20 protein-coding genes are annotated in these 26,215 nt (G+C 64.1%); 17 read left to right on the forward strand and 3 right to left on the reverse strand.

Going from position 1 to position 26,215, the window contains the following annotated elements:
- Positions 1–9 precede the first annotated feature (9 nt).
- Both V6584_RS00945 and V6584_RS00950 read left to right on the forward strand, forming a co-directional pair.
- The gene (locus V6584_RS00945) at positions 10–1,020 is read left to right on the forward strand and encodes a glutamate--tRNA ligase family protein (RefSeq protein WP_340468582.1); all 1,011 of its coding nucleotides are present in this window, start codon (positions 10–12) and stop codon (positions 1,018–1,020) included.
- 127 nt (positions 1,021–1,147) lie between these two features.
- Positions 1,148–1,924 carry a YggS family pyridoxal phosphate-dependent enzyme gene (locus V6584_RS00950; protein WP_340468583.1) on the forward strand — a complete coding sequence of 259 codons (777 nt, stop codon included), beginning with the start codon at positions 1,148–1,150 and terminating at the stop codon, positions 1,922–1,924.
- A 44-nt stretch (positions 1,925–1,968) separates the two neighbouring features.
- On the opposite strand, the gene V6584_RS00955 is transcribed toward V6584_RS00950, so the two are convergent.
- The gene (locus V6584_RS00955) at positions 1,969–3,306 is read right to left on the reverse strand and encodes a Fic family protein (RefSeq protein WP_340468584.1); all 1,338 of its coding nucleotides are present in this window, start codon (positions 3,304–3,306) and stop codon (positions 1,969–1,971) included.
- 227 nt (positions 3,307–3,533) lie between these two features.
- Here V6584_RS00955 and V6584_RS00960 point away from each other — a divergent pair, with 227 nt between their 5' ends.
- Both V6584_RS00960 and clpB read left to right on the forward strand, forming a co-directional pair.
- Complete coding sequence (locus V6584_RS00960) at positions 3,534–4,349, forward strand: fumarylacetoacetate hydrolase family protein (protein ID WP_340468585.1); 816 nt, start codon at positions 3,534–3,536, stop codon at positions 4,347–4,349.
- A 176-nt stretch (positions 4,350–4,525) separates the two neighbouring features.
- Positions 4,526–7,324, forward strand: coding sequence for an ATP-dependent chaperone ClpB (clpB, locus tag V6584_RS00965; protein WP_340468586.1), 2,799 nt, complete (start codon positions 4,526–4,528; stop codon positions 7,322–7,324).
- Positions 7,325–7,445: 121 nt separating this feature from the next.
- Here the strand turns inward: clpB and V6584_RS00970 are convergent, their stop codons facing one another.
- Positions 7,446–9,923, reverse strand: coding sequence for a P-type ATPase actuator domain-containing protein (locus V6584_RS00970; RefSeq protein WP_340468587.1), 2,478 nt, complete (start codon positions 9,921–9,923; stop codon positions 7,446–7,448).
- A 170-nt stretch (positions 9,924–10,093) separates the two neighbouring features.
- Between V6584_RS00970 and V6584_RS00975 the strand changes: the two genes are divergently transcribed.
- The 13 genes from V6584_RS00975 to V6584_RS01035 all read left to right on the forward strand — a co-directional run bounded on the left by V6584_RS00975 (position 10,094) and on the right by V6584_RS01035 (position 25,017).
- Complete coding sequence (locus tag V6584_RS00975; protein ID WP_340468588.1) at positions 10,094–11,461, forward strand: DNA recombination protein RmuC; 1,368 nt, start codon at positions 10,094–10,096, stop codon at positions 11,459–11,461.
- 56 nt (positions 11,462–11,517) lie between these two features.
- Entirely contained in the window at positions 11,518–12,264 is a 747-nt protein-coding gene (locus V6584_RS00980) for a type I phosphoribosyltransferase (RefSeq protein WP_340468589.1), read from the forward strand.
- Positions 12,261–12,977: a TrmH family RNA methyltransferase gene (locus tag V6584_RS00985; RefSeq protein ID WP_340468590.1), complete on the forward strand. Its 717-nt coding sequence runs from the start codon at positions 12,261–12,263 to the stop codon at positions 12,975–12,977. The genes V6584_RS00980 and V6584_RS00985 overlap by 4 nt, the downstream gene beginning before the upstream one ends.
- A 211-nt stretch (positions 12,978–13,188) precedes the next feature.
- Positions 13,189–14,226, forward strand: coding sequence for an ATP-binding cassette domain-containing protein (locus V6584_RS00990; RefSeq protein ID WP_340468591.1), 1,038 nt, complete (start codon positions 13,189–13,191; stop codon positions 14,224–14,226).
- The gene (locus tag V6584_RS00995) at positions 14,223–15,155 is read left to right on the forward strand and encodes a hypothetical protein (RefSeq protein WP_340468592.1); all 933 of its coding nucleotides are present in this window, start codon (positions 14,223–14,225) and stop codon (positions 15,153–15,155) included. Before V6584_RS00990 ends, V6584_RS00995 begins: the two co-directional genes overlap by 4 nt.
- A gap of 210 nt (positions 15,156–15,365) precedes the next feature.
- Positions 15,366–15,662 (forward strand): Asp-tRNA(Asn)/Glu-tRNA(Gln) amidotransferase subunit GatC, encoded by a 297-nt coding sequence (gene gatC, locus V6584_RS01000; protein ID WP_340468593.1) that lies wholly within the window; start codon positions 15,366–15,368, stop codon positions 15,660–15,662.
- 7 nt (positions 15,663–15,669) lie between these two features.
- Positions 15,670–17,223, forward strand: coding sequence for an Asp-tRNA(Asn)/Glu-tRNA(Gln) amidotransferase subunit GatA (gene gatA, locus V6584_RS01005; protein WP_340468594.1), 1,554 nt, complete (start codon positions 15,670–15,672; stop codon positions 17,221–17,223).
- Between the two features lie 24 nt (positions 17,224–17,247).
- Positions 17,248–18,750 carry an Asp-tRNA(Asn)/Glu-tRNA(Gln) amidotransferase subunit GatB gene (gene gatB, locus V6584_RS01010; protein ID WP_340468595.1) on the forward strand — a complete coding sequence of 501 codons (1,503 nt, stop codon included), beginning with the start codon at positions 17,248–17,250 and terminating at the stop codon, positions 18,748–18,750.
- A 90-nt stretch (positions 18,751–18,840) separates the two neighbouring features.
- The gene (locus tag V6584_RS01015; protein WP_404802579.1) at positions 18,841–20,124 is read left to right on the forward strand and encodes a GNAT family N-acetyltransferase; all 1,284 of its coding nucleotides are present in this window, start codon (positions 18,841–18,843) and stop codon (positions 20,122–20,124) included.
- On the forward strand, positions 20,121–20,435 hold the full coding sequence (locus V6584_RS01020; protein WP_340468596.1) for a DUF2469 domain-containing protein: 315 nt from the start codon (positions 20,121–20,123) through the stop codon (positions 20,433–20,435). The genes V6584_RS01015 and V6584_RS01020 overlap by 4 nt, the downstream gene beginning before the upstream one ends.
- Positions 20,436–20,587: 152 nt before the next feature.
- Entirely contained in the window at positions 20,588–22,177 is a 1,590-nt protein-coding gene (locus V6584_RS01025) for an NAD(P)/FAD-dependent oxidoreductase (RefSeq protein ID WP_340468597.1), read from the forward strand.
- 478 nt (positions 22,178–22,655) lie between these two features.
- Positions 22,656–24,521 carry a transcription termination factor Rho gene (rho, locus tag V6584_RS01030; RefSeq protein ID WP_340468598.1) on the forward strand — a complete coding sequence of 622 codons (1,866 nt, stop codon included), beginning with the start codon at positions 22,656–22,658 and terminating at the stop codon, positions 24,519–24,521.
- Between the two features lie 112 nt (positions 24,522–24,633).
- Positions 24,634–25,017: a chorismate mutase gene (locus tag V6584_RS01035; protein ID WP_340468599.1), complete on the forward strand. Its 384-nt coding sequence runs from the start codon at positions 24,634–24,636 to the stop codon at positions 25,015–25,017.
- 189 nt (positions 25,018–25,206) lie between these two features.
- On the opposite strand, the gene V6584_RS01040 is transcribed toward V6584_RS01035, so the two are convergent.
- Positions 25,207–26,215, reverse strand: a 1,009-nt coding sequence (locus V6584_RS01040) for an RCC1 domain-containing protein (RefSeq protein WP_340486113.1), incomplete at its 5' end; no start/stop codon positions are given.

Here is a 26,215-nt window from a genome sequence, read left to right on the forward strand (position 1 = left end):
GTAGGGCGGATGGCTCCTTCCCCCACGGGCAGGATGCACTTGGGGAACGTCTATGCCTGCCTGGCGGCCTGGCTGGCCGTCAGGTCCCAGGGCCGCCGTGGCCGTGTCATCCTGCGTATCGAGGACATCGACGGGCCCCGTGTCGTCAAAGATGCGGACCGGTGGATCATGGACGATCTGGCCTGGCTGGGCCTGGACTGGGATGGCCCAGTGGCCTATCAGTCACGGCGGGGGGCCGTCTACCGCCATGCCCTTGAAGTCCTGAAGGGCCAGACCCTGGGTGGTCGCATGCTGGACGACCATGCCTGGCCGGATACGCCCGAGGGGGATCAACCCCTGGTCTATCCCTGTTTCTGTTCCAGGGCCGATATCCGTGCCGCTTCTGCCCCCAATGAGGGGGATGGGTTCACGATCTATCCGGGGACCTGCCGTGGGCTGCCTTACGACCTGGTCCGATTCCGTTTGGAATCCGGTAACAGGCACAGCCTGCGAATCGCCGTACCCGCCGATCCGGGGGATCCCGGAGCCGTCTGCCGTTTTCATGATCTGGTCTTTGGGGACAGGGTGTACACACTGCCACGGGACCTGGGCGATGTGGTCATCCAGCGCTCTGACGGTCTGATGTCCTACCAGCTGGCGGTCACGGTCGACGATCTGGACATGGGGGTCAACCAGGTGGTCCGGGGGAGGGACCTCCTCCGGTCGACCGCCATACAGTCCTGGATCCGGGAGAGGCTGGACCGGGATGCCGGTCCGGTCCAGTATGCCCATCTCCCGCTGATCGACGGTGCGGATGGCAGGAGGATGTCCAAGAGATACGGGTCCTTGGACTTGGGCACCCTACGTGCCCGGGGGTGGTCGCCGGAGCGCGTGATCGGGATCTGCGCCTGCCTGCTAGGTCTTCTGCCCCATCCCGAACCGGTCGCCGCTGCCGACCTGGTGGATGGTTTCACCTGGAAGGCGCTCAGGCGGGACCTCGCGGACCGCCGCCTGGACGAGGCCGGCTTGGAGATGGACTGACCGGTAGAAGGCGGCGGCTACCATGACGGTCAGTCGGCTACAGGCCGGCGGGCCCTCCAGTTGGGCCCCCTGCCTCGGCATCTGAATCGGATCCGGTGGCCGGCAGGAGATTTCAGGAGGCGGATGCGTGGTCGCTTATATGGAGCACAAGGACCTGGCCAATCAGGTGATCGGACCTGAGCGGGCCGTCAAGATAGGAGACGGGGTCCATCGGGTGGAGGATCTGATCCGTCAGGCCGAGGGGGCCGCCGGTCGTCCCGAGGGTTCGGTCGCCCTTCTGGCGGCCACGAAGACGCGCGATGTGGGGGAGATCATGGCGGCCGTCGATGCCGGCATCCGTCTGATCGGCGAGAACCGGCCCCAGGAGGTCGCGGCCAAGGCTCAGGGTATTGCCGTCCAGAGCGCACGACGGGGTGTGGATCTGGGCTTCCACCTGATCGGGCAGCTCCAGGCCAACAAGATCAACAAGGTCCTCCACCAGGTCGATACGGTCGAGTCCGTCGACAACCTGGACCTGGCCAGGAAGATCGCGGTCCGCGCCCAGGCCGGCGGACTGACCATGGGCGTCTATCTGGAAGTCAACGAATCCGGGGAGGAGTCCAAATCCGGCTGTGACCCAGATTCGGCCTTCGACCTGGCCTGCACCCTTGCCGGCCTGGAGGGGCTGGAACTTGACGGTCTGATGACCGTGGGGGCCCATGTGGATGACGAATCCACGGTCCGGCGGGGGTTCAGCCACCTGCGCGGCCTGTGCGAAGCCATCCGAAACAGCGGCCAGGCCGGTACCGGCACATGCCGGACCCTGTCAATGGGGATGACCGATGACCTTGCCTGGGCGGTGGCCGAGGGGTCCACCCAGGTGCGGGTGGGAAGGGCCATTTTCGGCGAACGCGCCTTCATCTGAAGAACGGTTATGCCTGCGGCCCTGCCCACCTCGGTCCGGACGGGTCACTCCATGGGGTAGGACCCCTCGGTGCACAGGCCCATCTGCTCGCGCAGGGTGTCCGACCCACGGAACTTCAGGGGCCTCCTGCAGGTGAAGGAGACAAAGCCGTTCCTGTCCAGCTCGTCGATGTACTTCCTGGTCGTCTGCTTCTTCATACGCACCAGGTCGGATGCCTCATCCAAGTCGATGGGGGTGGCGGAGCCGAAGAGCTCCCCCTGCATGACGCTGCAGAGGATGGTGCTGGCCTTGTCCGTCAGCTCGTGTTCGGATGAGAGGGTCCGGCTCAGGTCACAGGCCTTGACCAGTTGGTCCGTCTTCAGACCCAGCTCATTCGCCAGCTCCTCCTGGGCCATGCCGATCAAGTCGAGCATGGTCATGACGAAGAAGGTGAGCTCCCCGGCGTTGATCCTGTCCTCCGCCTCTGCCAGGGCCCTGCGGTAAGTGCTCCTGTGCTCGTTGATCACCTGCGACAGAGTCAGGGTCGTCGGTCGGGTCAGTACCCGGTTCAGGCCCAGGGCGAGCAGGTAGCGTCCGACCTGTCCGTTGCCCTCGTGGTTGGGCTGCATGTACTCGAAGAGGAAGTGGCTTGCGATGCCCGATTGCAGGTTGGGCACGGCATCGGACTGGACCAGGCCGATCATCTCCGTGAGCAGGACATTGAGGTCGACCTGGCCCCGGCCGACTGCGTTCCGGCTTGTTCCCTCCTCCTCACTCCCGGCCTGCTTCCGGTCGCCCTCGTCGGGCCCGGCCCCCGGTTGGGCCTCATCGGCCTGTCCGTCTGCGGACGGTCCCTCCTTCTGGCCGTCCCCGACCAGCCCCTTTCCGGACACATCCTCATAGATTCTGCTCAGGTCCTCCAGGCTCCTTGGCATGTCGACGCTCTCTTCGCACAGGCCCATGTAGAGTCTGGCCAGGCCGACGAACCTGGTTCCGTCGCCCTGCTTGGGGCCTCGGCGGCGGGGGGACTGCGAAGTCTGGTCCCCGCAGGCCATGGCGACCGCCTGGACGGCCTCCTCGGGGTTGCAGTTGATTCCCTCCATCTCGCTGGTGGCCTGGATTTCGCGGGCCGCGAAGGTGCGCACATACTGGGTCTTGACCCTGGCGGGCAGCTGGCTCCAGAGATCTCCGATCCTCCTCTCGGTCAGGAGGATGTCCTCAACAGATCGGCTCATTGCGGCCGGTGTGGCGATGAAGAGCTCGCCGAGAGGGGTGATGATCCCGGTACGGAAGGTCGAATCGGCTTCCAGCCTGGCCTTGACGAGATCATCGTGGTGTTTGACCGCATCCGAAGACCTGTCTGCATGGAAGAGCCGGGCCAGAGTCGTGTATTCGTTTTTCATTGCCGTCCTTTTATATTGATCATCATCATGTAAATCAGCGTTGTTACAGGATACTGTAAATTATTCGTCAAGTATAGCGGTGTTTTCCGGTCAGAAGACCGCCTGAAGCTGAATGCGGTCAGAGATTTTCCTCTGCCTGCATCAACGAAGACGGTCACCGTCCCTGAGCGGACGGATTCCCCTGCCGCGTCGTTTTTTTGACCCGCCGACCGGCTAGACTCGGACACATGAGAATAGCGCGTTTTTCCACCGATGACAGCCCCCGTTACGCCTTCGTGCAGACGGACAAGAAGGACGGGAAGGAGTACCTGATCGAGCTCGACGGATACCCGCTCAGCGGCCGACAGGTCCAGCCGACCGGTCAGCGGTACGCACTCGACGACGATGGCATCCGTCTGCTGGCCCCAGTCATCCCCTCCAAGATCTTCGGCCTGGCCAGGAATTACCGGACCCGCACGGCCTCCGCGGCCGACCAGGGGCGGCCCTCGGCCCCGGAGCCGCCTGAGGATATGGTGATCTTCATGAAGCCGTCGACCAGCGTGATCGGCCCGGATGACCCCATCGTCAGGCCTTCCTTCAGCCGGGACATGAACTTCGAGCCGGAGGTGGCCGTGGTCATCGGACGGATGGCCCGCAGGGTGAGCAGGGACGAGGCCATGGACCACGTCCTGGGATACACCTGTGTGAACGACGTGACCCTGAGGGACATACAGGGGGACGACCCCATGTGGACCCGCTGCAAGGGTTTCGACACCGCCTGCCCGCTGGGGCCTTGGATCGAGACCGACCTGGACCCCGCACATGCGAAGATCTCCTTCAGGCTCAACGGTCAGGATGTTCCCCAGGCAAGCGGGACCACCGCGAACCTGATCCACTCCATCCCCGAACAGATCGCCTTCATCTCCAGTTTCGCCACCCTCTTGCCGGGTGACGTCATCATGACCGGGACGCCGGATGCCTCCGGCACCCTCAAGGACAGGGACGAGGCAGTGGTCCACGTGGAGGGGATCGGCGACCTGCGCAACGTGGTCATCGGAGAGTAGGCGGCCCCAATCGCTTCGGCCGTCAGGCCTGGTTCCATGCCAGACTGAAACTTGAGCCTGGAACGCTCAAGTTTGGGAATAAGTCCTCCCGGCCTCCTGTTGTAGGAGGCAGATACAAGAAAGGGCGTCTGCGGCCTGCGGCAGCGGGCTGTGGCGCTCGGACAGTTGGAGGACATATGGAACAGAACTTCACGACCATGGCCCAGGAGGCCATAGGAGACGCCATCCAGACGGCGTCGGCGGCGGGGAACCCCCAGGTGGACACCCTCCACCTGCTTGACTCCCTCCTGCGTCAGCAGTCCGGTGTGGTCAACGGCCTGATCCAGGCCGCAGGCGGAGACAGCCAGGCCATAGGTGCAGCCGTGCGCCAGGCCCTCGTGGCCCTGCCTTCGGCTTCGGGTTCGACCGCATCGCAGCCCCAGGCCAGCAGGCAGCTCAGCATGGCGATCGGCCAGGCCGAAAAGGAGATGCAGCAGATGGGGGACGAGTATGTCTCCACCGAGCACCTCCTCATCGCCATCGCCGTGGGTCCCTCTCAGGCGGCGGATATCCTGCGGCAGGCAGGCGTGACCCCGGACACCCTCCGTCAGGCGGTTCCCAAGGTCCGTGGCGGGGCCAAGGTGACCAGTCCCGATGCAGAGGGAACCTATAAGGCACTTGAGAAATACTCCACCGACCTGACCGCTCAGGCCAAGGAGGGCAAGCTGGACCCGGTGATCGGACGCGACCAGGAGATCCGCCGCGTCATGCAGATACTCTCCCGCCGCACCAAGAACAACCCGGTCCTGATCGGCGAGCCCGGCGTGGGCAAGACCGCCGTCGTGGAGGGGCTGGCAGAACGGATCGTGGCCGGCGATGTCCCCACCACCCTCCAGGGCAAGAAGCTCATATCCCTTGACCTGGCCTCCATGGTGGCGGGCAGCAAGTACCGGGGGGAGTTCGAAGAGCGCTTGAAGTCCGTGCTGAATGAGATCAAGAGCGCCAACGGGCAGATCATCACCTTCATCGACGAGATCCACACCATCGTCGGGGCCGGTGCCAGCGAGGGATCCATGGATGCAGGCAACATGCTCAAGCCCATGTTGGCCAGGGGTGAACTCCGCCTGATAGGGGCGACCACCCTGGACGAGTACCGGGAGAACATCGAGAAGGACCCGGCCCTGGAGCGCCGTTTCCAGCAGGTCTTCGTGGGCGAGCCCTCCGTCGAGGACACCATCGCCATCCTGCGCGGTCTCAAGCAGCGTTATGAGGCCCATCACAAGGTGACCATCGGTGACGACGCCCTGGTGGCGGCCGCCACCCTGTCCAACAGGTACATCTCCGGCCGGCAGCTGCCCGACAAGGCCATAGACCTGGTCGACGAGGCCGCGGCCCATCTGAGGATGGAGCTGGATTCCCAGCCCGAGGAGATCGACGAGCTCCAGCGCAGGGTGACCCGCCTGGAGATGGAGGAGATGCAGCTCAAGAAGGCGGATGACCCGGCCTCCAAGGACCGCCTGGAGAAGCTCCAGGGCGAGCTGGCCGACTCCCGCGAAAAGCTCGGCGGCCTCAAGGCCCGTTGGGATCGGGAGAAGGCCGGCCACAACAAGGTCGGCGACCTTCGTGCCCAGCTGGATGCCAAGAGGGTGGAGGCCGACAAGGCCACCCGTGAGGGGGACCTTGAGAAGGCCTCCCGGATTCTGTACGGTGAGATCCCCGGCATCCAGAAGGAGCTGGCCCAGGCCGAGAACGCCGCCGACCAGGCCAAGGCGGCCGCAGCCCGGGGTTCGCAGCCCGACGGGGCCGATGCGGTGGGCGGCCCCTCCCAGGAGCCCATGGTCCCTGACCATGTGGATGCGGATTCGGTGGCCGAAATCGTCTCCGACTGGACCGGCATCCCCGTGGGCAGGCTCATGGAGGGGGAGAACGAAAAGCTCCTGCACATGGAGGACTACCTGGGCAAGAGAGTGATCGGGCAGAAGGACGCGATCCGTGCGGTCTCCGATGCCGTGCGGCGCTCGCGTGCAGGCATCTCCGACCCCGACCGTCCGACCGGGTCCTTCATGTTCCTCGGCCCCACCGGCGTGGGCAAGACCGAGTTGGCCAAGGCGCTTGCCGACTTCCTCTTCGACGACGAGAAGGCCATGGTCCGCATCGACATGTCCGAGTACATGGAGAAGGCATCCGTCTCCCGCCTGATCGGCGCGGCCCCCGGGTACGTGGGTTACGAGGAGGGAGGCCAGCTGACCGAGGCCGTCCGTCGTCGGCCTTACTCCGTGGTCCTCTTCGATGAGGTGGAAAAGGCCAACCCCGAGGTCTTCGACATCCTCCTGCAGGTGTTGGATGACGGCCGTCTGACCGACGGGCAGGGCAGGACGGTGGACTTCAAGAACACCATCCTGATCATGACATCCAACCTGGGTTCACAGTTCCTTGTGAACGAGGATCTGGACGAAGATGCCAAGCGCAAGGCCGTCATGGATGCCGTCCATGCCACCTTCAAGCCGGAATTCATCAACCGCCTGGACGAGCTGGTCATCTTCCATCCCCTCACCCGGGACGAACTTGGGTCCATCGTCGACATCCAGGTCAGGCAGGTGGCCCAGAGGCTCACGGACCGGAGGATCACCCTGGACGTGTCGGACTCCGCCCGCGACTGGCTGGCCAATATGGGGTACGATCCCGCCTTCGGGGCCCGCCCCCTGCGTCGTCTGGTCCAGACCGAAGTGGGCGACCAGTTGGCCCGGATGCTCCTGGCCGGCCAGGTCCACGACGGGGACACCGTCCTGGTGGACCAGACCGGTGGCGAGCATTTGGAGCTGACCGCCTGGCCTACCGACAAGCTGGTGGACGACGTGGACATAGAGGATGTCACGGCCGACGGGGATGCCTCCGGTGAAGAATCACATGGCGGGGATGCCCGCAGTGGCGAAGGTTCGCAAGGCCGGGACGGCAGCGGCACCGACCATCAGGGCGGGGACGGATCAGGGGTGTGATCCCCTGATCGCCCTGCGGCCGCCGTCTACGTGCTGACCTGAAAGTAAGGGGCGGGTCCCGATGTCGTCTTCCAGGACATCGGGGCCCGCCCCTTACGCATCTTTCGCCTGGGATGCCTGGTCAGCCACCCTGAGGACCTGACGGATCCCTTCTCATCTTCTTCAGCATGTCTTCGGCCTGCCGCCGCCGGCTGTCCACGATGATCCGCGGTCTGTTGGCCGCCACCGTGGGCAGGCCGTCCGGGTCGGCGGACTCCAGCCTTCTCCACCGCCGGCTCAGTCGGCTCAGCCGGTGGAGGCGGTAGACGTTCAGCATGGGAAGGATGACCGCGACGGCGGTGGCTATGGGGGCCAGGATGGGGTTGACCATCCACCCCACCAGGGGGTAGAAGGCCCCGGTGGCCAGAACCACCGCGACGATGTTGTAGACATATGACCAGCCCAGGTTCTGGTTGGTTATCCGCCTGGTGGACCTTGCCAGGTCGACCGCCCTGCCGACCCCGTCCAGATCCCCGCTGCCTATGATCAGGTCTGACCCGCTCCGGGAGGGTTCATGCCCGACCCGTTCCGACTGGGGGATGAGGTCTTCCGGCTCCAGATCGAAGACGCTGCCTGTGCCCGTTGCCTCCTCCTGGCCGGCTCCATCCTGCATGGAAGAGGATGCGGGCCAGATGCCCATAGATACGCGCACCTGTGCGGCCGCCTGCGCGCCGGTCTGCTCCCGGCCGGCGGCGACCATGGCCACCAGGCCGTTCTTCGGGCCTGACTTCGGCCGGACGGTCGCGCCTTCTCCGCTTCGACCTCCTTCGGGTCTGCCCTGCCCGGCCCCGGCGCGGTCCCTGATGAGACGCTTGATCCAGCCGATCTTGCCCTCCTCGGTCAGTCCGGTTATCAGGGTGTCCACGCCCGCCCGTCTGGCTGCGTGCTCAATCGCCTGGGAGGGGGCCACCGGGGCCTTCCGGGGGCCTTCCCCATCCGTCCGGGCCTTATCGGACAGGTGGTTGCCCGTCGCCTTGCCGGCTTCCGGGCCGGCCAGGATGTCAGTCGGACCGGCAGCACCGTCGAATATCACGGTAGAGACATTCAGGTCCCGCAGGTGGGTGGTCGCCCGGGTCAGTCCGGCCTCGTCCACCAGGGCGGTCTTCCTCTTCGTCCCGGACTCGCCCCTGTCCCCGCCGGTCTGGCCTTGCAGGAGGCTGGAGTCGTCGAAGACGACCGTGGATGTGTGGCTGACCGCCCCCATGGCGGCCGGTGAGGTGAAGAGAAGCCCCCTGTTTATCCCCGTGCTCAGTGAGGTCCTGAAGGCCAGGGGTATGGCCAGTGCCGAGGCCATGGGGCAGGAGATGGCCAGGACGCAGACCGCGTTGGCCACGGCATGGGCCAGGTGGGGTTGCGGGCCGACCAGGAGCCAGATCATGAACGTCCAAACGGAGATGATCATGACCAGACAGATGACCATGTGGACTATCCGGTCCACCCTGTCGGAGGCCGAAGACCGTCCGGTGAAGGCCTTGCGAATGACCCCGGTCAGTCTGTCGATATAGGTGTTCTCGCCCGTCTGCTCGACCAGGAGGGTCACCCCTCCCTCGGTCAGGCGGGTGGACTCCAGCGCCCGGTCCCCCTGCCCGCAGAGGGCTGGCTCGCCCCGGCTTCCCAGGTCGGAGGCATCAACCCGGCCCCTTCCGGAGAGTATCTTCCCGTCGGCGGGGAAGCGCTCGCCGGCCCCCACGAGGACGACGTCTCCTGTCTTCAGCTCGCTTCGGCCGATCAGACGGGTCTTAGGATGCGCTTCCACGCCCGTGTATCCGCCTGCCATGGCGTTGTTGCCTTCCTCGCCGTCCCTTGCCCCGGTCCCATCCTCGACAAGGTGGGCCTGTTCCGGACGGATCCTGCCCAGGGAATCCAGGAGGTGGACCATGGATATGCGTGTCTCCCTCTCCAGGGCCTGGGCGAACAAGGAGAGGGTGATGATGACGCCGACCACGTCGAAGTAGGGCAGGCGGGATCCTTCGGGCAGGAGGGAGTTTGCCAGGCATGTGGCCAGGCTGTACACATAGGCCACGGTTGCGGCCAGTGAGGCCAGGAGGCCCGGATCGGTCCGGTGGCTGCGGATGGCCGACCAGCCGTCCGTGATGACCGAACTGCCGCAGTAGAAGAAGACGGGGGTGATGAGGATGGCCTGTATCCATGGGCTGGCCAACCATTCGGGCATCGCCTCCGGGGAGAACCGGGCCAGAAGGTCGATGACCAGGACGGGCAGGGTCAGGATCGCGCTCAGCACGGTCATCTGAATGAAATGCCTCCGCTGGTGTGACAGGCCATCCACATCCGTTCCGGCCTCGTCCGATCGGGCGGTCTGCCCTCCGGCTTCGCTCCTGCCTGCCGCTCCACCCACGGTTCCTTCTGCCTGCGCCGGTTCCGCTCCTGTTCCGTTCCCGTCCCCCCGGTCGGTCTCGGTTGAAGGGAGGGCCCCGGTGACCTCCTCTGGGGAGGACTGGACCTGATGCCTGTCTGAGGCGAGGAAGTACTGGATGATGAACCATGTAACGGCGCAGGCCACGACGATGTCGCCGATGGCCAGGAAAATGTCGATTCCCACGGGGCCTCCTCACTTCGTCCGAATCGGCGGGTCGCGCAGTGCCCGCAGGACCCGTTGACACCATTGTCTCGCATGAAGGGGGTCTTTCCGGTTCAATGGTCATTTCCTTGCCGAAAAAAACGTATTGTTCCTCCCCGTCACCGTCCATGCCGGGTAGTTAGCTAGAACATATGTTCGATTCCTTGTCTTCCGCCCTGACCGCAGCCCTGCTCATCGTAATCGGCCTGCTCATAGGCGGCGCGGCCGGATACCTCTGGGGGAGGTCCAGGTCCCGTCAGTCGGCGGGTCTGGCCGCCAACGGTGAGTTGGACCAGATGCGCACCCGTCTTGAGGATGCCCAGGCACGCCTGCAGGAGTCCGATTCCCATGTGGTCGAGTACAGGACTAGGGTGGAGGGGATGAGCCAGGAGATCGCCTTCGTCAAGTCCCAGTTGGCCCAGGCCCAGCAGGCCGAGCAGATACGCCTGGCCAGGGAGAGGGAGCTGGCCCAGGCCCGTGAGGAGGAGAAGCGCAAGAAACAGGCCCAGGACCTGGAGGAGGAGGGGAAGGTCCTGAGCGCCCTGGCCCCTGTCCAGAAGAACCTCGATGCTCTCCAGCACAAGGTGGCCCAGATCGAGGAGGGCCGCAAGCAGGAGATGGGCGCACTGGGCCAGCAGCTCAAGAGCCTTGGGGAGCAGCAGGGCCGGCTGGACAAGGAGACCAGCTCCCTGGCTTCCGCCCTGCGCAACAACAAGGTGCGCGGGGCCTGGGGGGAGGCCCAGCTCAGGAACATCGTGGAGTCCGCCGGTCTGCTGGAACATGTGGACTTCGACACCCAGGTGGTGGTCACAGCCCCCGACGGCAGGGTCTACCGGCCGGATATGATCGTCCACCTCCCGGGCGGCAAGACCATTCTCATCGATGCCAAGGCCCCTTACTCCGACTACCAGCGGGCCTGCGAGATCGCCGAAACGGCCTCGGAGGACGAGCTCCGGCGCCGTGACGAACTCCTCAAGTCCCATGCCAAGGCCCTGCGCGACCATGTGAAGGCCCTGGGTGACAAGGAGTATTGGAACGCATTCGACACGGCCCCCGACTTTGTCATCGCCTTCATCCCCAACGATTCCCTCCTTCAGGCAGCCCTGGAAGTGGACCCAAGCCTCATGGATGACGCCTTTGCCCAGAAGGTGGCGCTGACCTCCCCGGTGACCCTCTGGGCCGTGCTCAAATCGGTGGCCTATGCCTGGCAGCAGCAGAGCCTGACCGACGATGCCAAGACCCTCTTCACCCTTACCCGCGAGCTCTATGAGCGCTTCGCCGTCCTAGGGGAGAGGGCGGGCAAACTGGGAAAGTCGATCACGCGGACGGTGACCGCTTACAACCAGTTCGCCACCTCTCTGGAATCGCGCGTCCTGGTCACGGCCAGAAAGCTGCAGAACCTGGATCCCTCCAAGGTCATAGAGCCGGTCGACATGATCGATCCGGACAAGGCGGACATACGTGAGCTGACCGCCCCCGAGGTCCAACCGGAGGGGGATGCGGACGGTGACCGGTCCTGAGGGCGGGTCGTGGAAACGGTCCGGAGGGGTAACCGGCCGGCGTTACCCTAATAGACATGACATCTTCAGCGAACTTCAGCGGTGACCGGTCCGGGGCCTTCCGCCCTACCGGGACCCCGGACCTCATCGGGGCCGAAAGCGATGACGAGAGCCTGCAGGACACCAACGAACAGTTGAGGGGGCTCCTGGCCGCCGAGATAGGCGGCAGGCCTTTCACCGAGCTGAGCGGGGTCACCTTCGACCACAGGGGGGCGGAACTGGCCGGTCACGTCCTCCTGGACACCCTGGAAGACGCCGGGTACGCCGTCGGCGACTTCGATGCGGTCGGAGCCCTGACGGCCGCAGCCGTCCCCCTGGCCGATGCCATGCTCCATGCCGCCGCCTCACGGGGGCAGGATCTGGATGCCTTCGTCATGGACTTCGTCTACCCCTCCATCAAGGGGCCCTCCATCCGGGGCAAGAAGGTGATTCTTCTCGATGCCTGGCTCAGCGAGAAGTCATACGTGCAAACCTCCTCCCTGGTCACCCTCCGGAAGGGGAATGAACTCAACCTGGATTTCGGCGTTGTCAAGAGGGAGGGGGCGACGGTCGTGGCCGTGGCCTCCCTGGTCGGCGGGGTCGGCCGGGGGGCTGATCAGACCGGGCGGCCCACCGTGGACCTCGTGGATCCGGTCGATGGCACCCGCACGACCAGGCCCTTCATCTGCGCCTTCAGGGAGGACGAATTCCGCCCGGAAGGGTCCGGTTCATCTGGCCCCGTCGGCGATCGGCCGGGCGGCCCTGCCGGGGAGGGGGAGCGGTGAGGGACCCCAACCCGGTTACGGCCGCCGCCAGGCTGTCGGGGGAGCCCTCCTTCCGGCCGGTGGGGGTGGGGCCATGGTCGCAGGAGCATCCCGACCTGCCCCGCCCGGACGACCCCTCCGGCCCTGCCTATGACCCACGGTACGACAGCGACCTGCTGGACCAGGGGGACAGGCGCAACGTGCTGGACCGTTACCGCTACTGGAGCGTGGAGGCCATCAGGCAGGACCTGGACGACCGGGGCCGGCAGGGGTTCGAGGTGGCGGTGGAGAACTGGACCCATGACTTCAACATCGGCTCCGTGGTCCGCAGCGCCAACGCCTTCGGGGCGGCTCGCGTCCATCTGATCGGCCCCCACAAGTGGAACCGGAAGGGTTCCCTGATGACCGAGGTCTACCAGCATGTGATCCACCACCCCAGCGTGACCTCCCTGGTGGAATACCTGAAAGAGGAGTCCGGCCGGACGGGACATCCCGTACCACGCCTGATCGCCGTGGACAACGTGCCCGGGTCGGTCCCCATCGAGACCTATGACTTTCCCAGGCGCTGCCTGATGATCTTCGGCGCCGAGGGGCCAGGCCTGTCAGACAGGGCCCTGGAACTGGCGGACGATGTGGTCTACATCTCCCAGTTCGGATCCGTGCGCTCGATCAACGCCGGGGCCGCGGCAGCCGTGGCCATGCACTCCTGGATAAGCCAGTGGGCCGTGGGGTGACCAAAGGCCTTTCCAAGGCCGGCCGGTTTCACCCTCTGTGGTGCCTGTGCGGTCCCTGTGCCAGTGCCTGTGCGGCGCCCGATGGAGGCCTTCATGCCCCCGTCCATGCCAGCGGTGCCGGTGGTCACAAGGGTGCGGCCCCATGGGCGGGGCCTGTCCGGTCGTCGGGAAAATGATGGGGAAACGTCCCGATCGGTGTTATTCTCGGCGCATGATAGAGATACGGCATCTCAGTAAGACATTCGGCAGGAAGCCTGCCATCGACGATGTCTCCTTCGTCGCAGAGGACGGCAGGGTCACAGGATTCTTGGGTCCTAACGGGGCAGGGAAATCCACCACCATGCGCACGGCCCTGGCCCTGGTCCGGCCCGACAGAGGCCAGGCCCTGATCGACGGGGAAAACTTTGCCCGGATGCGTTCCCCCATGACGGCCGTCGGCTCCGTGCTCAATCCACGGTCGGCCCATAAGTCACGATCCGCATACGACCACCTGTGTTCCCTGGCCCAGATGAACGGGATTCCCGAAAGCCGGGTCAAGGAGGTCATGGACATCACCGGCATCGCCCAGGTGGCAAAGAAGAAGGCGGGGACCTTCTCCCTGGGTATGAGTCAGCGCCTCTCCTTCGCCGCTGCCCTTCTGGGCGACCCGCGGAACCTGATCCTGGACGAACCGGTCAACGGGCTCGACCCGGAGGGGGTCAAGTGGGTGCGTGAGATCTGCCGCTACTATGCCTCACAGGGGCGGGCCGTCCTCTTGAGCTCCCACCTGATGAGCGAGGTGGCGCTGACGGCCGATGACCTGGTCATCATCGGCAAGGGGAAGATCATGGAAACCACAACGGTCAGCCACTTCATCGAGGAACACTCGATCGACTCCATCAGGGTCGTCACCCCCCAGCCCGACAGGTTGACGGCGGTCGTGACCACCATGGCGGGTGCCTCCTTGCAGCCCGACCCCAGGCGGACCGACCTGCCTGAGCAGGCCCGGGCCTTCAGAATCACCGGAATTCCCCTGACCACCCTGGCCGATCTTCTGGCCCGCGAGGGTGTGGTCATGTATGAGTTCCGCCAGGAACAGGTCTCCTTGGAGGATGCCTACCTGGCCCTGACCCATGGCGAGGCGGAGTACAGATCCCGTACCCCGGGGGAGGTGCCCAGGCCCCTGGCCTCACCTGGCCGGGGAACTCCGGCGGATGGCCGGACGGCGATCGGCCGGACGGCAGGCAACCCCATGGGAGGCGGACGATGAGCGAGAACATGCCACGGCACGCAGTGGTGCGGACTGATGCCGGCGGGGCCTTCCCCCCGTCGGGTCGAGGAGTCAGGGGAGGGCTGTCCGGGAGGGTGCATGTCTCCCTGATGCGGTCGGTCCGCGGCGAGATGCGCAAGCTCCTCAGCCTGAGGTCCACCTGGATCATGCTCCTGCTCGACTTCCTGGCCCTGCCTGCGGGCGGTCTGATTCTGGCCTTCATGATGAAGCTCACGAACGGGACGGATATGCCGGCCGGTCAGGCTCCCGGTTTGTCCGCGTCCGCATACTGGTCGGCGATCGGCAGCCTCTACCAGGTTTCCGCCATCATCGTGGCCATTCTGGGCGTCATGAGCGTGACCGCCGACTACACCTCATCCTCCATCGATTCGACCCTGACCGCCAATCCTCACAGGGGCATGGTCCTGGCCGGCAAGGGCGTCTGCGTGGCCTTGGTCACCTGGGTCGCCTCCCAGCTGTCGGTCCTGGTCTCTTGGGCCTGTGTGCAGGCGGTCCTGTCTTCGGAGCAAAACGGTCCCCTGGAGGCTTCCATGTCCAGACTGCCCTGGGTCATCATCCTGGGCACCCCTGCCATGCTGACCCTCTTCGCCGTCATGGCGGTCGGAATCGGGGCCCTGTGCCGGTCCACATTGGGTGGGGTCCTGGTGGTCTTCGCCGTCGTCATGTTCATCCCCACCTTCCTGGACATCATCTCCGGTTTCCAGCGCTACTTCAGTTGGGTCGCCCCCCTGTCCAGGGTCTTTCCGATGTCCCTCATCGCCAGCTTCCTGGATGCGAATCCCCCCCTGCCCGAGCAGGACATGGCCTTCGACCCGCAGTGGTGGCAGTGCGGCCTGCTCATGGTCGCCTGGACGGCCGCCTTCTACATCATCGGCCACATCGTCATGAAGGTCACTGACATCAAATGAGGCAGGCGGGTGGAAGACCCGCAGGCTCACTTGAACTGCCGGGCCGTCCCCAGAACGGTCCGGCAGAGCCTTGTCCGGCCCTTGCGCGGGCTCTCCGGCCTCTGGCCGGTCGGCCCCCTTCGCCCCCCTGCTCAGGCCCTTCACCGGGTGCCCCCTGACGGGCCGGGGGACGGGGGCGCTGTGTCACAGAGCCCGAATAAGATGGGTTCCATGCCAACATTCACGCGTGAAGAGATCGAGCACCTGTCAGACCTGGCTCGCATAGCATTGACGGACGAGGAAGCGGATCGTCTCAAGGGCGAGCTCAACGTCATCGCCGAGTCGATAGTCAAGGTCCAAGAGGTGGCCGGGGACGATGTCCCGCCCACCGCCAACCCCATTCCACTGGAGGCCTATCTGAGGCCTGATGAGGCCGAGAAGCCCCTGACCCAGGAGGAGGCTCTTTCCGGGGCCCCCGCGACCGAGGCGGGCATGTTCGTGGCACCACGCATCCTGGGTGAGGAGTGATAAGACGATGAGCACAACAGAAGAACTGGTCACCCTCTCCGCGACCCAGATGGCCGACAGGCTGCGCGCCAAGGAGGTCTCCAGCCGTGAACTGGTCCAGGCCGAGCTGGATGTCATCGACGCGGCCGAGCCCAGCATCGACGCCTTCCTGCACGTATCCGGCAAGGAGGCCCTTGAACAGGCCGATGCCTTCGACCGGCGCCTGGCGGCCGGCGAGACCGAAGGCCTGCCCGAGTTGGCCGGCGTCCCCATCGCCGTCAAGGACATGATCGTCACCAAGGGCATACCCACCACGGCCGCATCGAAGATCCTCGAAGGCTGGGTGCCCCCTTACGACGCAACTGTCATCGAGAAGCTCAAGGCCGCAGGCATGCCCATCCTGGGAAAGACCAACCTGGACGAGTTCGCCCAGGGGTCTTCCACCGAGCACTCGGCCTTCAAAAAGACGCACAACCCCTGGGACACCGACAGGGTCCCCGGTGGGTCGGGCGGCGGTTCGGCTTCAGCCGTCGGAGCCTTCGAGACCCCCCTGGCCCTTGGGACCGACACGGGCGGCTCCATCCGCCAGCCCGGCGCCCTGACCGGTACGGTGGGCGTCAAGCCCACGTATGGCGGGGTTTCCCGTTACGGGGCCATCGCCATGGCCTCCTCACTGGACCAGATCGGTCCGGTCTCGCGGACCGTCCTCGATGCCGCCCTCCTCCAGGAGGTCATCGGCGGCTATGACAGGCGCGACTCCACCTCCATCCCCAGGCCCGTGCCGCCCCTGGCGGCCGCCGCCCGCGAGGGCATGAAGCGTGACCTGAAGGGGCTCAAGGTGGGCCTGGTCAAGGAGCTGGGAGGCGATGGCTACCAGCCAGGTGTAGAGGCCAGGTTCAACGATGGCGTCAGACTCCTGGAAGACATGGGGGCCGAGGTCGTCGAAGTGTCGTGCCCCCACTTCCCATACGCCCTGGCCGCTTATTACATCATCATGCCCTCCGAGGTCTCCTCCAACCTTGCCCGCTACGACGGCATGCGCTACGGTCTGAGGGTCATGCCCCCCGAAGGCGTTCCCCAGACGGCCGCCAACATGATGGCCGCCACCCGCGAGGCCGGTTTCGGTGACGAGGTCAAGCGCCGCATCATCCTGGGCATCTACGCCCTGTCCGCCGGCTACTACGATGCCTGGTACGGGTCGGCTCAGAAGGTGCGCACACTGATCATCCGCGACTTTGAGCAGGCGTTCAGCAAGGTAGATGTCCTGGTCTCGCCCACATCACCCACCACGGCATTCAAATTCGGAGACAAGATGGACGACCCCCTGGCCATGTACCTGAACGACGTGGCCACCATCCCGGCCAACATGGCCGGCACCCCCGCCATGTCGATCCCGGCGGGGCTGAGCGAGGACGGCCTGCCTGTCGGCTTCCAGTTCTTCGCCCCTCAGATGCGTGACGAGGTCATGTACAAGCCGGCGGCGGCCTTGGAGGCTGCTCTGGAGGAGCAGTGGGGCGGCCCGGTCTTCAAGGATCTGAAGACCCCCTGGCTGGACGGCCTGGCGGACGGATCCAACAAGTAGGCATCGGAAGGGACAGGAATCACAATGGCTGAAAAACTCATGAAGTACTCCGATGCCGTGGCCAAGTATGACCCGGTCTTCGGCCTGGAGGTCCATGTTGAGCTCTGCACCGACACCAAGCTCTTCTGCCCGGCCCACATCGAATTCGGCGGTGAGCCCAACACCCAGTTGACACCGGTGTCCCTTGGCCTGCCCGGCAGCCTGCCGGTGGTAAACAAGAGGGCCATCGACTACGCCGTCAAGCTGGGCCTGGCCCTGCACTGCCGGATCAACGAGTGGAGCCAGTTCTCCAGGAAGAACTACTTCTATCCGGACATGCCGCGGGATTATCAGATCTCCCAGTACGACAAGCCCCTGAACGGGGAGGGCTACCTGGACGTGGAACTGGACGACGGGACCATCTTCCGCGTGCCGATCGAGCGTGCCCATGTTGAGGACGACGCAGGCAAGAACACCCACGTCGGCGGGGCCGACGGCCGCATCGAAGGGGCGGATCATTCACTGGTCGACTACAACCGGGCCGGGGTGCCCCTGGTGGAGATCGTGACCAAACCCATCGAAGGGGCGGGCGCCCGCACCCCAGAGGTGGCCGGCGCCTATGTCAGTGCCATCCGGGACATCGTCCGCGCCCTGGGAATCTCCCACGCCCGCATGGAGCAGGGGAACATGCGCGCCGATGTCAACGTCTCCCTCCATTCCGGTCCGGACGCCCCGCTGGGCACCCGGTCGGAGACCAAGAACGTCAACACCTTCAAGGGCATCGAAAAAACCCTGACCTATGAGATCCGCCGCCAGGCGGCCATCCTGGAAGCAGGCGGAGAGGTCCTCCAGGAGACCCGTCACTGGGACGAATCCACCCAGACCACGGCCGGGGGGCGCGTCAAGTCGGATGCCAACGACTACCGTTACTTCCCCGATCCCGACCTGGTCATGGTCCATGTGACCCCCGAGCACATCGAGGAGCTCAGGGCCCAGATGCCGGAGATGCCCCGCGAGCGCAGGGCCCGTCTGAAGAAGGAATGGGATTTCACCGACCGGCAGATGCAGGACGCGGTGAACGCCGATGCCGTGGACCTGATCGAGGAGACCGTCAAGGCAGGAGCCAGCCCGGCCGGAGCCAGCAAGTGGTGGCTGGGCGAGATCTCCCGCGAGGCCAACTCGCGCGGTGTCAGCCTGCAGGAGCTGTCGATCACGGCCCAGGACGTGGCCGATGTGGAGCGACTGATCGCGGATGGCAAGCTCAACGACAAACTGGCCAAGCAGACAGTATCCGGGGTTCTGGCCGGTGAGGGCAAACCCGCCGAAGTCGTCGAGAAGCATGGCTATCAGGTGGTCTCGGACGATGGTGCCCTGGAGGCGGCCGTCGACCAGGCCCTCAAGGACAACCCCGATATCGTGGCCAAGCTCAAGAGCGGCAACATGAAGCCCATGGGTGCCATCATCGGCGCCGTCATGCGCGCCACCCACGGCCAGGCCGACGCCAAGGCCGTCAGCGGCCTGGTCATGCAGCGCATAGCCAGGGGCTGACCGGCCTGACCCGGACTCCCATGAATCACACAGGGGGGAAGGGTAGATTGTGGACCGCCACCGTCGGGTGGCGGTCATGGAGGTGACGAGATGTCATCAAACGTCAGGGAGAGCACCCGTAAGGATGCCGACCGTAGTCCCCGGGCCGAGGAGAGATCCCTGCCCGACCGCATCGACATACCCCACATACAGGGGGAGATGGTCCACCTGCGCCCCGCTTCCATATCGGACCTGACGCGGATGGACGAACTCGAGGCCTTCTACAATTCCACCGGTATCACCGGCAAGGGTCCCCAGGCGGAACGTGCCGTGGTCAACACCTGGGTCAAGCGTTCCGTCGCCTGGTCCAAGGGGCTGGCCTCCCGCGACTCGGGGGTCGGAGACCCTGAATCCAGGCGGACGATCGCCTGGGCCATGGTCACCGACGCCGACCAGGACCCGGAGGGGAAGGGCGATTCGGACTTCACCGACGGGATGATCGGCATGATCTTCCTGATCGACGTGGACGGGTGGTCACGGTCGGCCAGGATTCAGGTGGTGCTGGGCAAGGATTACAGGAGCAGGGGTTACTCACGCGACGCCATGCCCAGGGTCATGACCTACGGTTACGCGGCCCGGCCCGAGGGGCTGTCCCTCCACCGAATCTGGGTGGCCGTGCCTGAGAAGAACACCCGCTCCATCTCCGTGTACCAGTCCTTGGGCTTCGTCCCTTCCGGGACCTCGCGGGACGCCCTTTGGGACGAAGAGGGGGGGAAGTACCAGGATCAGATTGTCATGGACGCCCTGGTCGATGAGTATGACCCCATCCGCTCACTCAACGCCTTCGGCATGCACATCATCGAGGGGAACCCCGGAGTCTCGGCCGCCCTGGCCTCACATGGGTATGCGCAGGACGGCACCCCCCTGGCAGGGGAGAAGGAGCCGGACGCACCAGGGACCACGGCCGGGCAAGCAGGTCCTGGTCCGGTCTCTGCCCCCGGCAGGGAGACGGTGGCACCCGCCGCCCGGTCTGGCGGATCCCAACCATCGACCCCCTCACAGGAGGATGCGTCCGGCGGCGCCGGCGGAACTGCTGACGGAGACCCGACAGGATCCGCCCCATCCGATCTTCCACTCCGGCCTGTCCGGCCCGACGGTGGTGACGACGGTCGGAAGGGGGAGGAGGCCCCCGCCCACGGGAAGCTGGGTGACCAGGATGGCCCCGGAAGGCCGGAGGACGGCACGGCCCGGGGAGAACACGATGATGGCGGGACCGGTCACAAGGGACCGACCGGCTGGCCTTACGCCTCCTCGTCTGAGCACCCCGTCTCCAAGCGGGCCTGGTGGAGGAATGTGGGCCATGGGAGGAAACGTTCAATCGGAGGGGACAGATGAGCGCGGAGGATCTTGACAACTACGAAACCGAATCGGAGCTCTCCCTTTACCGGGAGTATCGTGATGTCATCAAGTTGTTCACCTATGTGGTGGAGACCGAGCGTCGCTTCTACCTGGCCAACAAGGTGGACTTCAATGTGCGCTCGGCGGGACAGGACGTCTACTTCGACGTCCAGTTGACCGATGCCTGGGTCTGGGACGTATACCGTCCCAACCGCTTCGTCAAGAACGTCAGGATCGTCACCTTCAAGGACGTCAATGTGGAAGAGGTCCAGAAGAGCGACATCGACATTCCGGAGTCCCTGCCCTGACGGATTGGTGTGGTCCTGCGGCTGAAAGGGCCTGTCCGGGTGCCAGGGGAGGGGATGGATTAGGGCGGAATCGTGTGGGAATCGTTGGCTGACGGCATGCCGTCCCGTTGACCGCTACGCTTGGTACGACCGTTTGTTTTCAGGAGGTTCACATGGGGCAGAAGCAGTCCGTAGTCGTCATCGGCGGAGGGCCCGCCGGCTTGACGGCGGCGTGGGAATTGGTCAAGGACGGCGGTGACGACCGCTACGACGTCACCGTCCTAGAAGCCACGGACACCTTCGGGGGCATATCGCGGACCGTGAAGCACAACGGCAACCGCATGGACATAGGAGGCCATCGCTTCTTCTCCAAGGACAACCGGATCATGGAATGGTGGAAGGAGGTCCTCCCCCTTCAGGGAGCCCCCTCCTACGATGACAAGAAGCTGGGCCGTCACCACGACCTGGAACCGGGAGGCCCCGACCCCGAACAGACGGACAGGGTCATGCTCAAGCGGCACCGGGTTTCCAGGATCTACTGGAACCGCCACTTCTTCGACTACCCCATATCCCTGTCGTCCAACACCTTGAAGGCCATGGGCTTCAAGGTGACGATGCAGGCCGGTTTCAGCTACTTGAAATCCGTCGTGCACAAGCTGCCCGAGGACAACCTCGAGAATTTCTACATCAACCGCTTCGGGCGCAAACTCTACTCCATGTTCTTCGAGGGATACACAGAAAAACTCTGGGGACGCCACCCGCGTGAAATCAGCGCCGATTGGGGTGCCCAGAGGGTCAAGGGGCTGAGCATCATGGGGGTCCTCAAGAACGCCTTCCTCAAGATCCTGCCCAAGAAGCGCGATTCCAGCAAGGTGGAGACCAGTCTGATCGAGGAGTTCTGGTATCCCAAGCTGGGCCCCGGCCAGCTTTGGGAGACCGTGGAAAAGAGGGATGTGGACCACGGGGTCCATGTCATCACCGGCGCCAGTGTGGTGGGTCTCAAGCAGGAGGCCGGGCGGATCGGCCAGGTCGTCTACAGGAATGCGGATGGCGGGGAGGTCACCATCCAGGCCGACCAGGTCATCTCCTCCATGCCCGTCAAGGACCTGGTCAATGCCATCAGGGAGGAGGACCCCTCCGTCCCCGAGGACATGGTCCGTGTGGCCAACGGCCTTCCCTACCGGGACTTCGTGACGGTGGGCCTGCTCATCAGGCATCTCAAGATCCGCAACACCACCGACATGAAGACCCTGGGCAACCCGCCCATCGTGCCCGACTGCTGGATTTACGTGCAGGATCCCGGTTACAAGATGGGCCGCATCCAGATTTTCAACAACTGGAGTCCTTACATGGTCAAGGACGTGGATGACACCGTCTGGATCGGTCTGGAGTACTTCTGCGAGGAGGGTGACGACTTCTGGAACCTTTCCGACAAGGAGGCCACGGATTTCGCCATAAAGGAGCTGACGCGGATGGGGCTCATCAGTGGTGCCGGCGACGTGATGGATTCACACCGCGAGCGTGTGGTCAAGGCCTACCCGGCTTATTTCGACACCTATGATCGGATGCCCGATCTGGTCAAATGGCTGGATTCCTTCGGCAATCTCTACTGCGTGGGCCGCAATGGCCAGCACCACTACAACAACCAGGACCATTCGATGGCAACATCCATGGAGGCCGTGAAGAACATCAAGGCCGGCAGGACCGACAAGTCCAACGTGTGGAACGTGAACACCGAGAAGTCCTACCACGAGGAGAAATAGTCCTTCATCTACCGACAGGCCCGGGTCCTCCGGGTCCTGTTGGGCGTATGCCCCGCCCCTGGGTGGGTTTGGAATCAGTCCTGCGGTCCTGGTGGTGCCCGGGACAGGTCGGTCCCGGGATGTGTGGTGGCACCCTGTCTGGCGAAGACCTCCATGGCGGTGTCGACGAACTCCGTCCCCTCACTCCGCGTGAGGCCCTCTTCCTGCCCATGTGCCCAGTGAATGGCGCTATATATCCCAGGCAGAGATCTTGCAGGGGAAGCCGTCGTCGGTCCGCCCTCCCCGCGACTTCTGCGCAAACATAGGTACGGGTGCCTTGGCCGGGCGTTTCATTTGCGCAAGACCATGGTCCGTTGTATCCTTGGAACAGTCCGGGCCGCTGGGAAAGCGCCGGGCATTCATGAGCGGCTACGCCGCAACTTCTCAAGCCATTCGCCTTGTTTGTATTTGGCGTGGCGGTAGGAAAGGCATTACAACAGTGGCAACCAGCCAAGATATTCATTCCATGAAGCTGCCTGAACTCAAGGAGCTGGCAAAGCAACTCGGGTTACGTGGCACTTCCACCATGCGCAAACCGGCCCTGATCGAAACCATCGAAGCCGCGCGTTCCGGTGGCGAGGCACCAGCCGGTGTCACCGTCCGAGCCCCCAAGGCCAAGCCGGCCGACCAGTCCAAGCCGGCGGCCGTCGATTCCGAAGACAAGGGGACGGAATCCGCCGGGCCCGCCAAGACCTCAACCGTTGGCAAGGACGGTGATGCAGGGAAGTCCGAGGGCGAAGGGGCCGTCGGAGATCTGTTCGAAGTCCTGGGCATCGATGAGCATTCAGCCCATAAGGACCGTCGCGCGCATAAGCTGGCGGACGACGAGTCCCCGATCATCTCGCGGAGGCGTCACCGCGGGTCGGACACCTTCTCCGGATCCCGTGGCAGCAACGACAATCATGGCGGCAGCGACAACCGCGGCAGCCAGAATCACGAACATGGCGGGGTGCGCAACCTGGATGACATCCTGGCTGCCCTGCCGACCCGAAACGACAAGCCGCGCAAGCGCTCCTACGACGACAACCGGGGCGAGGGGCGTGACTTCCGTCACAATTCCTATGAGCGCCGGGACCGCAATGATCATCGGAGCCTGCGCAACAACCGGCACGCTCCCCATGACTATGATGCACATGAGGACAGGCATGAGGATTATCCCACCGACGAGCTGGTCCCGGTCGCCGGAATCGTGGACGTCCTGGACTCCTATGCCTTCGTCCGCACTTCGGGCTACCTTCCCGGTCCCAATGATGTCTACGTTTCCATGGGCCAGGTCAAGAAGTACGGTCTGCGCAAGGGTGATGCCGTGCATGGATCCATCAGACCCCCAAGGGAAGGCGAGCGCCGCAATCAGAGGCAGAAGTTCGTCCCACTCCAGTCGATTGACACCATCAATGGGATGGCGGTGGACGAAGCCTCAGACCGCCCTCATTTCAGTAAGCTGACCCCCCTCTACCCCCAGGAACGCATGAGGATGGAGACCTCAAGCAACAACATCACCGGTCGCCTGATCGACATAGTCGCCCCGATCGGGAAGGGCCAGCGTGGCCTCATCGTCTCCCCGCCAAAGGCAGGCAAGACCCTGACCCTCCAATCCATCGCGAACTCGATCACCGCCAACAATCCGGAGGTCCACCTGATGGTCGTCCTGGTCGATGAACGCCCCGAGGAGGTCACCGACATGGAGCGCACGGTCCAGGGGGAGGTCATTTCCTCAACCTTCGACCGTCCTGCCACCGATCACACCACGGTCGCCGAGTTGGCCATCGAGCGAGCCAAGCGACTGGTGGAACTGGGCCAGGATGTCGTGGTCCTTCTGGACTCCATGACCCGTCTGGCCCGAGCGTACAACATCGCGGCTCCAGCCTCCGGACGCATTTTGTCCGGCGGTGTGGATGCACAGGCCCTTTACCCACCCAAGCGCTTCTTCGGGGCTGCCCGCAACATCGAAAACGGCGGCTCCTTGACCATCATCTCTTCGGCCCTTGTCGAGACCGGATCGAAGATGGATGAAGTCATTTTCGAAGAGTTCAAGGGTACAGGCAACATGGAGCTCAGGCTCACACGAGACCTGGCAGACAAGCGCATGTTCCCGGCCATCGATATAAATGCCTCCGGCACCCGTCGCGAGGAGCTCATCACGGCTCCGGACGAACTGGCCGTGGTCTATCGGCTGCGTCGCCTTCTGGGCGGCATGGAAACCGAGCAGGCCTATCAGACCCTGGTCCCACGGTTGAAGAAGACGGCCACCAACCGCGACTTCCTGGCCGCCATTAATCAGTCCATGCTGGGACAGAAATCATGATGCCCTGAAATCCTCCTTCAGGCAGCGACCGTCTCCCTTTCCCCTGTTCGTATCGGGGGGGGGGAGACGTTTTGTACTTTCGCCGGTTCCGGCAGAGGTTAGACTGAACCGTATGAGCGAAAACGGGATGGAAACGACGATTGACGGGGAGGTCAAGTCACCTGACCAGGTAGCTGCTTCATGCGCCCAAGAGGTCGTGGAGCTCAGATCTGCCGTTGACAACATCGATGCGGCGGTCATTCACATGCTTGCGGAGCGGTTCCGGGTGACGGACATGATTGGCGGGCTCAAAGCCAGGGCGGGGTTCGCAGCCACCGATTCACGGCGAGAATCCGATCAGGTCGCCCGCCTCCGTACATTGGCCGATGAATGCGGCCTGGATGCGGATATGGCGGAGGCTTACCTCCACCTCGTGGCTGATGCTGCCAAGCGCAATCACATCCGGTTGGCATGTGAAACCAATCAGCCGATGTGGGGCGCAGAAGGCGGATGCTGAAATCGCAAGAAAAAGGCGACCGTACCTTTATCAGGGATTGAAGGGAGTACGGTCGCCGGCTGTCGGATTTGGGGATTGAACTGTAATCCGACCTTACTCGGATAAAAAATCAAAGAAACGATGGGTCATGCCTTGCTCAGGTCCTGATCAGGGCTTTCGCAACCTGAACAGGACCCTCACTTGGCCAAATCAGATCTGCTTTCCTGTCTGCAAGGCCCTGGTTTCATTACTTCGCCTTCTGATGGCCGTGACGCCGGTCATGATGAGCAGGCCAGTCAACAGGATGACCATGCTGCCGCTTCCTCCGGTGTCGGGCAAGACACTCGAATCTGTGAATTCATAGGAGTTGTTGGTGTCATCAGGTCGATTGCACCCATTGCGGGTCCAGTGGATCGTCACGGTCACAGTGCCTGCCGGTGAGGCAGGCGTGGTGACCTGCCAGGTGCCGTCCGGCTGTTTGGTGATGTCGCTGCCGGCCATATCACCGAAGTCAACACCCGTAGGTGTTCCACGTTCAGGGAAGATGGTTCGCACGGGCCTGAGACTGTCGGTCGCGGTGCCGTCGCCCAGCTGTCCGAAGCTGTTCTGTCCCCATGCGTAGAGGTTGCCGTCAGAGCCGAGGGCCGCGGAATGGTAATCTCCTGCTGCGGCTTGTTTCCAGGTGAATCCTGCGGGTGCTCCGGTCGGCAGTTTCACCTTGACCAGGGTGTTGCTGTCGGTCTTGGTGCCGTCGCCCAGCTGCCCACAGTTGTTGAGCCCCCATGCGTAGAGGTTGCCGTCAGAGCCGAAGGCCAGGGAATGGAAAATTCCTGCTGCGGTTTGTTTCCAGGTGAATCCTGCGGGTGCATCGGCCGGCGGTTGCACCTTGACCGGCGTTGTGTTGATGTGTGTTGTTTCGGCAACGTCGTAGCTTCCCCATCTGTAGAGGTTGCCGTCCGATCCGAATGCCAGGGAGAATGCTCCTCCTGCTTCGACTCGTTTCCAGGTGAATCCTGCGGGTGCTCCGGTCGGCAGTTTCACCTTGACCAGGGTGTTCCTGTTGGTGTTGGTGCCGTCGCCCAGCTGTCCTCTTTCGTTGGCTCCCCATGCGTAGAGGTTGCCGTCCGATCCGAGGGCCAGGGAGTGACGACTTCCTGTGTCGGCTTGTTTCCAGGTGAATCCTGCGGGTGCGTCGGCCGGCGGTTGCACCTTGACCGGG

Source organism: Bifidobacterium favimelis (assembly GCF_037963085.1).
GTDB lineage: Bacteria > Actinomycetota > Actinomycetes > Actinomycetales > Bifidobacteriaceae > Bombiscardovia > Bombiscardovia favimelis.

Coding starts and splice junctions, on each gene's coding strand:
- V6584_RS00980 (WP_340468589.1), top strand. CDS start 11,518: ATGACATCTTCAGCGAACTTCAGCGGTGACCGGTCCGGGGCCTTCCGC.
- V6584_RS01020 (WP_340468596.1), top strand. CDS start 20,121: ATGAGCGCGGAGGATCTTGACAACTACGAAACCGAATCGGAGCTCTCC.
- gatC (WP_340468593.1), top strand. CDS start 15,366: ATGCCAACATTCACGCGTGAAGAGATCGAGCACCTGTCAGACCTGGCT.
- V6584_RS00960 (WP_340468585.1), top strand. CDS start 3,534: ATGAGAATAGCGCGTTTTTCCACCGATGACAGCCCCCGTTACGCCTTC.
- V6584_RS01035 (WP_340468599.1), top strand. CDS start 24,634: ATGAGCGAAAACGGGATGGAAACGACGATTGACGGGGAGGTCAAGTCA.
- V6584_RS00945 (WP_340468582.1), top strand. CDS start 10: ATGGCTCCTTCCCCCACGGGCAGGATGCACTTGGGGAACGTCTATGCC.
- V6584_RS00990 (WP_340468591.1), top strand. CDS start 13,189: ATGATAGAGATACGGCATCTCAGTAAGACATTCGGCAGGAAGCCTGCC.
- gatB (WP_340468595.1), top strand. CDS start 17,248: ATGGCTGAAAAACTCATGAAGTACTCCGATGCCGTGGCCAAGTATGAC.
- gatA (WP_340468594.1), top strand. CDS start 15,670: ATGAGCACAACAGAAGAACTGGTCACCCTCTCCGCGACCCAGATGGCC.
- clpB (WP_340468586.1), top strand. CDS start 4,526: ATGGAACAGAACTTCACGACCATGGCCCAGGAGGCCATAGGAGACGCC.
- V6584_RS00975 (WP_340468588.1), top strand. CDS start 10,094: ATGTTCGATTCCTTGTCTTCCGCCCTGACCGCAGCCCTGCTCATCGTA.
- V6584_RS00995 (WP_340468592.1), top strand. CDS start 14,223: ATGAGCGAGAACATGCCACGGCACGCAGTGGTGCGGACTGATGCCGGC.
- V6584_RS00955 (WP_340468584.1), bottom strand. CDS start 3,306: ATGAAAAACGAATACACGACTCTGGCCCGGCTCTTCCATGCAGACAGG.
- V6584_RS01015 (WP_404802579.1), top strand. CDS start 18,841: ATGTCATCAAACGTCAGGGAGAGCACCCGTAAGGATGCCGACCGTAGT.
- V6584_RS01025 (WP_340468597.1), top strand. CDS start 20,588: ATGGGGCAGAAGCAGTCCGTAGTCGTCATCGGCGGAGGGCCCGCCGGC.